General features: G+C 34.0%; 10 protein-coding genes. 6 read left to right on the top strand and 4 right to left on the bottom strand.

Features of this window, described 5'->3' with window-relative positions; all coding sequences use genetic code 11:
* The first annotated feature begins 47 nt into the window (after window positions 1-47).
* A complete protein-coding gene (locus OPR35_RS05850) occupies window positions 48-1,838 on the top strand; it encodes an AAA family ATPase (RefSeq protein ID WP_214303213.1) in 1,791 nt (596 codons plus the stop codon).
* 242 nt (window positions 1,839-2,080) lie between these two features.
* Window positions 2,081-3,421, top strand: coding sequence for an ankyrin repeat domain-containing protein (locus OPR35_RS05845; RefSeq protein WP_010406927.1), 1,341 nt, complete (start codon window positions 2,081-2,083; stop codon window positions 3,419-3,421).
* 33 nt (window positions 3,422-3,454) lie between these two features.
* On the opposite strand, the gene OPR35_RS05840 is transcribed toward OPR35_RS05845, so the two are convergent.
* Window positions 3,455-4,457, bottom strand: a protein-coding gene (locus tag OPR35_RS05840) for an IS630 family transposase (protein WP_230608967.1) whose coding sequence is annotated in 2 segments (ribosomal slippage) — window positions 3,455-3,946 and window positions 3,948-4,457 — 1,002 coding nt in all. Because the reading frame shifts where the segments join, the coding sequence is not laid out codon by codon here.
* Window positions 4,458-5,438: 981 nt separating this feature from the next.
* Window positions 5,439-6,467, bottom strand: a complete 1,029-nt coding sequence (locus OPR35_RS05835) for a class I SAM-dependent methyltransferase (RefSeq protein WP_029237556.1) — start codon at window positions 6,465-6,467, stop codon at window positions 5,439-5,441.
* Between the two features lie 82 nt (window positions 6,468-6,549).
* Between OPR35_RS05835 and OPR35_RS05830 the strand changes: the two genes are divergently transcribed.
* Both OPR35_RS05830 and OPR35_RS05825 read left to right on the top strand, forming a co-directional pair.
* Window positions 6,550-6,942, top strand: a complete 393-nt coding sequence (locus OPR35_RS05830; protein ID WP_264374965.1) for a hypothetical protein — start codon at window positions 6,550-6,552, stop codon at window positions 6,940-6,942.
* A complete protein-coding gene (locus OPR35_RS05825; RefSeq protein WP_007302102.1) occupies window positions 6,943-7,224 on the top strand; it encodes a DUF2610 domain-containing protein in 282 nt (93 codons plus the stop codon).
* On the opposite strand, the gene dapD is transcribed toward OPR35_RS05825, so the two are convergent.
* Window positions 7,225-8,067, bottom strand: coding sequence for a 2,3,4,5-tetrahydropyridine-2,6-dicarboxylate N-succinyltransferase (gene dapD / locus OPR35_RS05820; RefSeq protein WP_264684957.1), 843 nt, complete (start codon window positions 8,065-8,067; stop codon window positions 7,225-7,227).
* Window positions 8,068-8,105: 38 nt separating this feature from the next.
* Here dapD and OPR35_RS05815 point away from each other — a divergent pair, with 38 nt between their 5' ends.
* Window positions 8,106-8,516 carry a zinc-ribbon domain-containing protein gene (locus OPR35_RS05815; protein WP_007302100.1) on the top strand — a complete coding sequence of 137 codons (411 nt, stop codon included), beginning with the start codon at window positions 8,106-8,108 and terminating at the stop codon, window positions 8,514-8,516.
* Between the two features lie 208 nt (window positions 8,517-8,724).
* Window positions 8,725-10,524, top strand: coding sequence for a succinate dehydrogenase flavoprotein subunit (sdhA, locus tag OPR35_RS05810; protein ID WP_012481881.1), 1,800 nt, complete (start codon window positions 8,725-8,727; stop codon window positions 10,522-10,524).
* Here the strand turns inward: sdhA and OPR35_RS05805 are convergent.
* Complete coding sequence (locus OPR35_RS05805; protein ID WP_213864019.1) at window positions 10,496-12,544, bottom strand: ankyrin repeat domain-containing protein; 2,049 nt, start codon at window positions 12,542-12,544, stop codon at window positions 10,496-10,498. The two genes, sdhA and OPR35_RS05805, sit on opposite strands and share 29 nt — an antisense overlap.
* Window positions 12,545-12,710 lie beyond the last annotated feature (166 nt).

Genomic DNA, 12,710 nt, shown 5'->3' with positions numbered 1-12,710 from the left:
TAATTATATAATAATTAAATATATCATTTAAGATTAAAGATGAGATTATGACAAGTGATCAATTACTAGCAGAAGTACTGAGTATAATTAACGATAAGACAGATTTAAATGAAGATAATATAATTCAGGAAATACAAGAAGAACTAGAGAAACAGAATCAAGATCTACATGAAGAGTGGAAGAAAGTTAAATTTGATGTAAATCATTTATTTAGTCAAGAACTTACATTGTTGCACGTAGCTGCTAGAGGTGGCTTTGAAAACGTAGCAAAAGTCCTGGTAGCAGGAGGAGCTGATGTTAATAAGAAAGATAGTAAGCGCGAGAAGATTCCTTTACATTTAGCTGCTGAAAATGGTCATGTTGAAGTAGTAGAATTTTTCTTAAATAAAGGAATAAGTGTTAATGTAATGGATAAAGAGGGCAATACCCCTTTGCATTATGCTGCAGATAATGGAAGTAGAAAAACAATATCAATTCTAATAAGAAAAAATGCAGATCCTTGGTTAAAGAATTTTCATGGTAAAACTCCAGTGAATATTTATGCATTCAAGCATCCTAATGGCTCTGGATACTTAATGCAGCTGAAAAAAGCGAAAATTCAAGGTTATATCGTTTTTGGCTCAATGTTGTTGTTAGGTGCTGCTATGGCAACATCAATTGTTGCGGTTAATTTAATTGTACCTGATGTGCCTGTATTAAAGGTGTTATTGTGTGTAAGTATTTTGTATGCATTTGCATCTATAGCTAAATATATTACGTACAAAGCGGCTGAATTGGATGCTAAAAATGAGATTAAAAACGAGCAAGATTCAAACATAATAAATATTGAAGAAGTGAGTGATGAAAAAAAATCGGTTAATAAAGCAACGCGCTCAAAAAAATTAAATGATCTTGTTTGTGCAATAAAAGGCTCTTCTAGAATAGAGATAGTTGATCCAGACAAGCAGAAAAAAGTAACACTTGATGATGTTATTGTTTCAGAGGAAGTAAGAAAAGAGTTAAAAATGATTTGTGGTCATATATCAGAGAAGAAGAAGAAAGCTCTTGAAATGCTAAGTTGCAAAATGCCAACAGGCTATATTTTATACGGTCCACCTGGAAATGGTAAAACTCTTATTGCTCGTGCAATTGCATGTGAAGCTAGTGCTAAATTTATTAGCGTTTCTGGATCTGAATGTATGCAAAAATATGCTGGACACAGCGCGCATTACATAAAAGATCTTTTTGCAAAAGCGAGAGAAAATGCTCCTTGCATAGTCTTTATAGATGAAATAGATGCTGTTTGTACAAAACGTAGTAATAGTGGACGAAGTGATGAAGAACACAACCGAATTGTAAATCAGTTTTTATGCGAGCTTGATGGTTTTAATCCTATAGAAGGCGTGACAATCATTGCTGCAACTAATCGTCTAGAAAGTTTAGATGAAGCAGTAATTAGATCAGGTCGCCTCTCTAAACATATTGAAATTCTTTTACCAGATAAAAGCCTACGTGAAAAAATATTGGGTCTTTATACGGAAAAAGTGCCAATGGCACCAGATGTAAATCTAGCAAAACTTGCAGAAGAAACTAATGGTTTTTCAGGAGCTGATCTAGAAAATTTGGTAAATGAAGCAAAACTTCATGCTGTAGATCAGATTTGCGAAGAAGAGTCAGAAGATGAAGAGCTAAAAGTGACAGTGAACATGGATGATTTCAATAATGTACTTAAAGATCTTAAATCTAAAAAGGTTGAGGTTAAGAATGAGAACGAGGCAGTGAATGATTTTATAGAGTTTTGTAAAAATATTTCAAAATGTACAAGTTCGAGCAAAGATTCTTCTTACTTAGCTACATAGAAAACATATGGATCTCCTTATTGTAAAGCAGGAAAGTGATTCAGCAAATGTAAATGCAAAAGTAGAGATAGAGTACAAAAAAAGCAGGTAAAATTTAGTTGTGTTAGATAGATTTTGACTTTCTGCCCTTTTTCTTACCGTTTATCGCAAATCTCCCTAACGTTTATATCTCTCTTACAGATTCATTCAAACTTAATTAAGTGGGAGTATTGTTAATGCGAAAAGGGTTTAATTAAAATGGTATGGCGTGTGAGGAAGACATACATCAATTGGTAGAAAGTGGATTTGATATTAACTCAAAAGATGTAAGCGGAGTCACTCTCTTGCATAAGTTTACAAAAGAAGGCGATTTAGTTGGAGTAAAATCATTATTAGAGCACGAAGCTGACTTTAATGTTGTGGACAATGAAAATAGAAATCCACTGCATTATGCTATTATGCATGGACACAAAAAAATTGCTAAACTTCTTGTTAATCAATTGACAATTAATTCTAGAGATAAAAATGGATTTACTCCACTTCACCTTGCTACACTACAAGATGACACAGAATTAATGGATTTTTTAATAACAAAAGGCGCAAAAATTAATGAAAAAGATGCTGAGGAAGGCTATACTCCTCTTCACATAGCTTCATTATACGGTTCTAAAAAGAGCGTCCAGATTTTAATTGATAGCGGAGCAAATCTTGAATGTGAAGATAACAACTTTCGTACTCCTTTATTTTTGACCATTTATCAATGTACTACACATTATGAAAGTAGAGCAGAGATTATAGAATATCTGATAAAGAAAGGTGCAAACATAGAAGCAAAAGATGCAGAAAATAATACTACGCTTTTTCTAGCAGCATATAACAACAAAATGCAACTGGTAAAGCTTATTGTAAAGCAAGCAAAAGCTAAGTTAAAAGAGTTTATTTGCACAAAAAATAAACATGGTTTTGATGCACTGGATTGCGCTATTAAGCATAATAATAGGCAAATGGTAACATTTCTTGTTTCAAAGGGAATAGAAGCAGATGACCAAGATTGTAGCGGTAACACCAGGTTACATAAAGCTAGCTATAATGGTGATACTAAAGCAGTTAAGTTCTTATTGGAGCTTAAGGTAAACGTTAATGCCGTCACTAGATGCAACAGAACTCCTCTGCTACTTGCAGCTAAAAAAGGCCATGTAGAAATTGTAAGAATGTTGTTAGCAGTAAAAGCCAATATGAATATTTGTGATCAACAAGGTTTTACACCTCTGCATCTTACTATTCAAAAGGATTATTTTGATATAGCTCAGCTATTAATAGAAAAAGGGGCAATTAATTGTAGTAATGATTATACTGCAATAGATATGTTTATTGACAAGGCTCATAGCAAAAAAAATATTGAAGAAAATTACAAAAAATTTTGTAGGTTTTTGATGCTTTACTTGAAAGAGCTACATAGTAAACACAAAGCCTTTTGTGTACTTTCAATCCTAGCTCTAAGCTTAACAATTATAGGTTTACCATTTATTTTCAAGCCTATTATTAAATATAGAGAAAGAAGTAAAATATATAAAAAAATTAGGGCTATGCTGATTTATATTTAAGTATAACAGGAGAACTAATACCAAATTCCATTACTAATCGAACAAATAAGAAACATTACAAACTCGTTTAATAGTAGTGCTGGAAATACTGACAATAAAATTACACAGAACATCTGCAAGTAAGCCTATGGTATCGTAGACTCTGTTACGTAAAGTATTGTATTTGATATATTGCCACAACCTCTCAACAGGATTCAGTTCCGGTGAATAAGGAGGCAAGTATATAATGGTAATGTTTTCCTGAAATTTCAAACTTTTTGATCTATGCCAACTTGCACAATCCATTACAAGAAAGGCTTTTTTCGTGCCTAAATCTTTCGACATCTGCTCCAGAAATATATTCATACAATCAGTGTTTACATATGGAGCAAGTAGGCTGATTTTCTTACCACTTCTTGGATTTACCGCACTGTAGATATAGAAATTTTGTCTACCAATTTTCATTTTAACCTGCGTTCTGACCCCTTTTTTAAACCATCCGTGTCCGATTTTTGAATGAGTTCCAAATCGTGATTCATCAAAAAAACACCTCTTTTTCAGGGTGGGAATTGACTATTTTATTGAAGTATTTTTTAAACTCTTCTTGCTTGTTTTTATCTTGTTTATGGTGCATTGGCCTCGGTGTTATATAAGAAAATTTCATCCTTTGTATCTCACGGTGCACTGTTGATTTGCTAATGTTTAGGCCAAATTCCTCTGAGATTTTTATCTGCACTTCCTTAATAGTAATATTTGGATTTCTTTCTACCCATATTTCAATTTGCTCACGTTGATTTTTCTTTAATTTGCTTTTTCTTCGCCGCTGAGACGGGGCAAATAATCTTTCTACTCTACCAAATTTTAGATGCTTTATCCATTCAGTCAAAGCAGTCCTTGAAATTTTACATATTCTTGCCACAGCGCTTATACTACTTTCTTTTCCTGCTATCACCGCTTGTAACTTTTTTGAAACATATGCGTTATTTCTGACCTTTTTTAACATTTCTTTCGCCAAATTTACAACTTTTTCGTCTAATAGTTTTGACCTTAATGCCATTTATACCTCTCTATTTTATCTACTTTATTATCACTTCTTTCCCATTATTGTCTATCTGTTCTTTGCATAGTGGGAATTGGTATAAGCTAATATATGACAATTATCTGCTCGATAAAAATGGAATTAAATGTATCCGTTTAGCAGAGTGGCAAAATAAAATAGACAAAACCATAAAAATAAATGGTGTCATGCAATTTGAGCTTCGGCATAGATCCCACATAAATTTTTTGGTACATATTTTTTCAACATTAATTTCGTATTCCATTCAAAGAATATTAATATTGGCATATAAGTATGAATATTATGCTAATATAATTACTTTTTAGGTATACATGGCAAATTTATGCCTGGAAACAGTTTTTCCTACACTTTCTTTATAAAAATCACAGGCGCCTGTTATTAGCTAAAGTAAAGGTCAAGTATCTGGAATTCTGGACATAAAATCCTCCTGTATAAAAAGATTAGAAAAAAATGCAGCGCACATATGACAGACCGCTGAAAAAGATACGCTACGTTTTTTATTGAAAAGTTAACTGAAAGTCTGCAGACAAAGATAGATTTTGAGCTCTTAAAATATCTCTAATTGTCATTATAATCAGATTCAAAATATGCGGAAGTAATTTTTTTTGACAATAGATTTCTTGCATAACCAAGTGTCATTCCAGCTGGGATCCAACTAAACACTTTACAACGTTTTTTGCGCGAAAAGGCTGGATGCCAGTGTCAGCTACTTGCATGACATCGTCTTGGATGAAAATCAGTACGTGATGCACCAAAAATTGTGCATCAAAAGGGTGTCATTTGAGTAACTTTTTTGTTGTCGTGCCAGTGTCAGCTACTTTCATGACACCTATTTGTTCCTATGATAGTCTTATCTGTCTATCTTATTTTGCTACTCTGCTGAACAGATACGTTTTTTTTACCTTTTTTATTCTGTAAATTTTTTAGTATTTGTATGTTTAACATAAGAACTACACAAGACTACAAATGGTGAATCAGCATTACCTTAAAGAGAGTACCCATATTTTCAGTTAACCTTAAAAATTCACTGAAGATCTTATTCTTCTGTTCATTACTTGCATTTTTCATTAAAGCTTGTGCTCTTTCCTTTATACCAAAAAGGTGTAAAAATTCTCTTTGAGTCAAAATCTCACAATTTACGTGCCTTAATGAATCTTTTAATGATTGAAAGTTCACAAGTGCAGTGATGTCACTATTACCGACGTTTTCAAGAAAATTAGTATATTTATGCTGCCTTATCGATTGCAAAGTGCTCTTATATTCAGGATATACATAACCATAATCTATAATCAGGGCAGCTCCTCCGTTATTGACTATCTTATTCTCAAGTTTCTTTAATATTTCGATTCCGGCTAGGCATACTTCCACTACTGCACCATTGAAACCCCCTGTCATTCCAGTCTGGAATCCAGTTTTTGGTCTGGTTAAGCACTGGAGTGACAATGAAAGACTGCCATCATCTTGTTTTATTACTCTATTTTCATACCACTGCTCATCACGATAAATAAATTGGTCAATTGGAAGGGCGTCAAATAACTCATTTGCAAAAAAAATAGTTGGCTGATTTGGTAAGTTGTCGACATCTGTGTGCCAATTAATATCTAATCCCTTTAATTTTTCCTTTTGTATTTTCTGTAAAAGAGGACTTATTTCAACTAGGTGAATGTTCATTGAGCTAAAAAAACAGCTGTATTTTTTAGTAACTCTTATTATATCGTGAATGAGTGTTCCTTTACCTGGTCCAAGTTCAACTAGAGAAAATTTTGATGGCTTTCCTAATTTTTCCCATGTATTCATTATCCACACTGCAATTGTTTCACCAAATAGCTGACTAATTTCAGGTGCAGTAATGAAGTCACCATCTTTGCCAAGTGGTAATTTATTCATGTAATAACCGTACTCTTTATGATATAGAGCAGCACTTATGAAATCGCTGATAGATATTGATCCTTGGCTTTTATCAATTAATTCGTGTATATAAGTGAGCATATTATTAATAAACATTTAACTATAGCGTGCCATACTATAAAATAGTGGAGTATTTATATATATAATATAAGTTTAAAAACATATGAGTAGTATTGCTTTGGTTATGGACAATCAAGATACGGATTATGTTACCCTTATACCTCAAGATGATGGTATTGAATATAAATTTAAAGAAGCTATCAATTTTGTAGAAAATAAGGTTGTAAGTGCTGATGGATTAACTTTAGCGGAGGTATTTCAAGCATTGGTTCAAATGTTGAATGGTGATCTAGAGTTAGTAAAAAAAGTGTTAGCATATACTAATATTATGGTAAAGCATGGAATGAGGGTAGCAAAAGAGTCACAGCTAAGCAGAGCCGATGTTCGTCGAGCTTTAGAAGGCAAAGAAAGTGTGTTTAATAGGCAAGATTTTATCAAAAAACCACCTCTTGTATCTTCTATAAAATCGGTTAAAAAGAAAAGTAGAGGTCTTTAAATGGCTGAGTCTATAAAAAAATTTACTGTACAGTGTGATTTCAAAGGACAGAATGCACCTTTTGCAGTATATATAGGAAATCCAAAGGGTGATACTCATCCAATTCACCATCAAGATTCATGGCTTGCAAAGGAGCGTGGAGGAAACATTCCTAATAAAGTTAAAGAAAGTTTGCAAAAATTATACAAGTTGTCTCAAGAAAACGGGATCTCTTTTCCAGAATTATGCGCATATGCCATTACTATAGTTAGTAATAATGATAAAAAAAGTGACGGTAAGTAGTTAGATTCTCAATATTTCATTTATAGAAGTTTTTGATCTCGTCTTCTCGTCCACTTTTTTTACTATAACTGCGCAATAGGTTGAAATGTTGTTTTTAGGTGGAGTAGATCCTGATACAACTACAGAGTAAGGTGGTACTTCACCATAAAATATCTTGCTTGTTTCTCTGTCAATAATTTTTGTTGATGCTCCAATAAACACCCCCATACTAAGGACTGATCCTTCTCTTATTATGACACCTTCGGCTACCTCACTGCGCGCTCCAATAAAGCAATTATCCTCTATAATGACTGGAGAAGCTTGAATAGGCTCAAGAACTCCTCCTATTCCCACTCCACCGGAAATATGACAGTTTTTTCCTATTTGTGCACAACTACCAACTGTTGACCAAGTGTCTATCATTGTGCCAGAATCAATGTATGCACCAACGTTGATAAAGCTTGGCATTAGAACAACATTTTTACCTATGTAAGCAGATTGGCGGACAAAACATCCAGGGACTGCTCTAATTTTTGACTGGTAAAATTTTTCTTCATTCCATTCACTAAACTTACTACCGATTTTGTCAAACCAGCAATTGGTGTTGTCTATTATTTTGCTTTCCTCAGTGAGGAAATGTAATAATATTGACTGCTTTATCCACTTATGTACTATCCATTCTCCACTTGATAGCTTTTCTGCTACTCTAATTTTACCACTGTCAAGTAACTCAATTACCTCTTTGATTATTAATCTTGCTTCGTGTTTTAGATTATAGTCGTTAAGTTTTTCTTTATCTTTCCAAATATTTTCTATCTCATCTTGTAATTTTTTAGTTGCAAATTTTTCATTTATTATATACATATTGATATCAAATTTATATTATTTTATACGTAAGCACTATGAAAATACAATGTCATAATTGTACTAAAACTTACTTAGTATCTCGTGGGCAAATAGGTGAATCTGGAAGAAAAGTGAAATGTACAAACTGCAATCACATGTGGCATGAGTATCTAAAAGAAATGTCAAGTGAATTGTGCCCTGCTGGTATACAAGAAAAAAAAGCTAACTGGAGGCAAAGTTTAACTCTAGCTTTTGCAACAGTTGCAGGGTTATGCGTTATAATTGTTGGTGGTATCTTTCCAGGAGAGGTAAGTAAGATATATAAAGCAGTTAGTTCATATAAAGATTCAATAAGCCATAAATTAGGATACAAAAAAGTGCAAACGGAAAATTCAAGTGCGAGAGAACTTGTTGTAAATGAGTTTTATCAAGATTACCTTTTTCTATCTAATTTTAGATCTAATTAAATAGGCATAAGTCATCAATGTTATGCAAATAACTACACTTATTCCTTTATGATAGTGTCATTCCAATTTCAGCTACTTTCATGACGCCCTATGGTTGTTATTACATCGTTTACTATAGATTTGTTTCAGAAGCTTACATCCAGAAAACTTGTATAGATTTTTTCTACTTCTGTGATATTATAAGCCTGTGATGATAAAATAAGTGGATATGGATAAGTCAGCGTATGAAATCATAGAGCATGAGTATGATGTGGTGATAGTGGGTGCAGGTGGAGCAGGGCTTAGAGCAACACTTGGAATGGCTGCAACTAATTTTTCAGTTGCCTGTATTTCTAAGATTTTCCCTACACGGAGTCATACAGTTGCAGCACAAGGCGGAATTAGTGCAGCCTTGAGCAACATTGCTGAAGATGATTGGCGCTGGCATGCGTATGACACAATAAAAGGTTCAGACTGGCTTGGCGATCAAGATGCAATAGAGTATATGTGTAAAAATGCTGCCAAAGCTGTGATTGAACTTGAAAATTTTGGTGTACCCTTTTCTCGTACGGAAGATGGAAAAATATATCAGCGTGCCTTTGGTGGAATGACAACTCACTTTGGTAAAGGAAAATCGGCTCAGCGTACTTGTGCAGCAGCAGATAAAACTGGGCATGCAATTCTTCATACTCTATATCAGCAATGTCTTAAATTTAACGCTGAATTTTTTGTCGAATATTTTGTAATCGATTTGATTATGGACAAAGGGACATGCTGTGGGGTGATAGCTTGGTCGCTGTGTGATGGTACGTTGCATAGATTTCGTGCACATTTTGTGGTAATAGCAACAGGTGGTTATGGACGTGTTTATTTTTCTGCAACAAGTGCACACACCTGCACAGGTGATGGTAATGGCATGGTGGTAAGAGCTGGGTTGCCACTTGAAGATATGGAGTTTGTGCAATTTCATCCAACAGGAATATATGGCTCAGGGTGCTTGATGACGGAAGGATGCCGCGGTGAAGGTGGGTACCTCGTTAATTCTCAGGGTGAGAAGTTTATGGAACGTTATGCGCCAAAGGCAAAAGATTTGGCTTCTCGTGATGTAGTAAGTCGAGCAATGACAATTGAAATTAGAGAGGGAAGGGGAGTTGGGCCAAAGAAAGATCACATGTACTTGAATATATCGCATCTTGATCCGGAAGTGATCAAACTCAGATTGCCAGGTATTAGTGAAACAGCAAAAACCTTTGCAGGAGTTGATGTTACTAAAGATCCGATACCTGTTATTCCAACTGTTCACTACAACATGGGCGGTATTCCGACCAACTATCATGGGGAAGTGATCACGTTGCAAAAAGGTAAAGAAGAAGTGGTAGAAGGATTATTTGCAATAGGAGAGGCAGCATGTGTTTCTGTACATGGTGCAAATCGACTTGGCTCTAACTCGCTTCTTGATCTTGTGGTTTTTGGTAGAGCTGCCGCGCTTAGGGCAAAAGAAAAATTGAAACCTGATACACCACATAAAAAATTGCATTCAGACTGCACAGACTGGATAGTAGATAGATTTAATAAAATGAGATTTGCTTCCGGAGAGTTCAAAGTAGCAAAAATACGAAGTGAAATGCAGCACACTATGCAGAAATATGCATCGGTATTCCGTGTTGCTGAAGTTTTAGAGGAAGGTAAAAAAGCTATAAAAGAAGTAGCAAAAATGATGCCTAACATTGCAGTTGAAGATCGTAGTATGATATGGAATAGTGATTTGGTTGAAGCTCTGGAGCTTGCCAATATGATTCCACAAGCAGTTATTACCATGGAATGCGCAGCTAATCGCGAGGAAAGCAGGGGTGCTCATGCTCGTGAAGATTTCCCTGAACGTGATGATAAAAACTGGATGAAGCATACTATAGCATGGCTTAAAGAAGAGAAAAGCCAAGTTAGTGTAGAAATTGACTATAAAAAAGTTGCTGAAAAAACTCTGAGCGATGAGATTGATTTCATCGCCCCGGAAAAGAGAATTTATTAGTTAACCCATCTGGTTTATTTATAAATTGACGTAGTATTGATACATAGCTCATTTGAGTAGCTGGGCTTTCTGTATGCTCCGATTGATTTGACGATCTTTGTACTTCTTGCTCTGCTGAGTTGTTAGCTAAATTTTGTTGTTCAGTAATATTTTCAGGTTGTTTTGCAGCTAGGTGATCATCTTTACGGCTTTGCTTATCGTTGGTTAATTCCTTAACAGACTTCCTAATGCCGCTAAGTCCCAAAGTGAATATCAGACAGACCACTCCTGTTATAGCTATGATGGGTAACGCTGCTCCAATTGCAATTTGTCCTTGAAAGCAAGAAAGTGTTACCATTGTAATAATAGTAGTTGCTACTGTGATTGCTAACAATACACTAGCTCTCCTGCCCGGATCAATGCATTTCCATACAACAGATGCTCCTTTTTTTACACCAGAACCTAGCTTTTTAATGCCTGATTGACATTTTTTCGAAGCAGTTCCACAGTGGTATTTTTCCTCAAGCTTCTCTTTTAGTTCTTTAGCTTTCTCCTGTGCTTTCTGTGGAGTGCTTGAACAATCTTTTAGATCTCGTAAAGTTAAATAGTACTTTTTAGTATGGAGTTCTGGATCTTCTAACCATAAAGAATCAGGGTTAGCACCGTTTTGTAATAATGCTGCACAAAACTTTGTTGTATTATCATAATTAGTTGCTAAATCAAAAATTGTTTCTTGCGATAGGTATTCGATACTTTTTTTTTCTGCTTTTTTCTTTAGTGCTAATTCTAGAGGTGTATTTCCTTGCCTGTTAGTTGCTTTTATAGCTTCATCTAATTTATCTTCAGATATTTTTCTTTCTTTTACTAAGGCTGATATTAATTTCAAGCATGTAACTTTTTGCTTCCCTCTCAGCAAGGCAATATGGTGTAAAGCATTATTGCCATTTGCATCTTTAAGGTTAATATCTGCTCCTTTTTTCAATAATTCCTTAAAAGATTTTTCATCTTTATCTTTAATTGCTAAATGTAGTTGATAATTATCATTACTATCTGGAGTATTTATGGTATGGGCTATAACTTCTTCAACTTTTGTTTTTATTTCTGGTTTTCGCTCAGCCAATTTCTCTAAAAATTTAAGATAGTATTCATTTTGCTTTTTAGATAATTTTTCTAAATCCTCTGTAGGTAAGCTTAGCTTGGCTCCATACTTTAACAATTTTGCAAGAAACTTAAGTGTGTTATCGTTATCTTGGATTGTGTGAGAATCATGTTTCCCTTTTATTATCTTGTTAATTAGTGCTACCTGAAAAGGAGTCTTTCCTTCTTGATTTTCACTATCAACAAGTTGTACTAAATTTTTCTCGTTAGCTATTTTTATCAAGGTATCTAGAAACTTAAGCTTTTGTTTCTTTTTGAGCGATGCAATAAGGTGTAAAATATTATTTACTTTTTCATCTGTTATGCCACTGATATTTGTGCAATCTTTTAGGTATTTTCTAAATTTCCTGTTGTTTCCATTTTGGATTGCATTTAGTAATTGAACGTCATTATCAGAATCCGATATTCCGTTTATTCCATCTTCAAAATCGCTATCAGAATCTGATATTCCGTTTATTTCATCTTCAAAATCGCTACCGTAGCCACTGTCTTGTTCGCTGTACCTACTAAAACAACTTTTAGTGACTTCAGAAATTACTTGTTTTTTTGTTTCATTTGATATTCTTTTCGATCGTTCTATTACTTCACCTAGCACTGGAAGGAAACATTGGACATAATATCTGTGATATTTTTCCTGTTCTCTAAGCGATTCTTCTAATTTAGTTAATACTTCAGGACTAGCGCCTTCCTTAAATAACCTTTTACATTCCTTGAGTGTTCCATCTCGACTTCTTGGTTTTTCATGCTTATGTTTTTCTTTTTTTACCTTTCTCTCTATAATATTATACAATTGCTTGTCTTTTTTATCTTGTTTTTCATTTTTGTTTATACATTTGTCTAGTTTATTTGCATTACTAACTAATACACTTGAATCTATACTCATATTAAAACCTCAATATTAAAAGCTATTTGGCGTTAACGAATTGTATTAAACTTTTAAATTGAGCTAGATGTTATCGAAATATAGGTGAAAAGGCAGAAAACTAGTTTCTATTAGAAAATCTATTGTCATAGTCAAATCCCCACTTTAGCACTTGTCTACTATTTTA

This window comes from Wolbachia endosymbiont (group B) of Protocalliphora azurea (assembly GCF_947251865.1).
In the GTDB taxonomy this organism is placed as follows: Bacteria; Pseudomonadota; Alphaproteobacteria; order Rickettsiales; family Anaplasmataceae; genus Wolbachia.
This window is presented reverse-complemented; position numbering and strand designations above follow the sequence as displayed.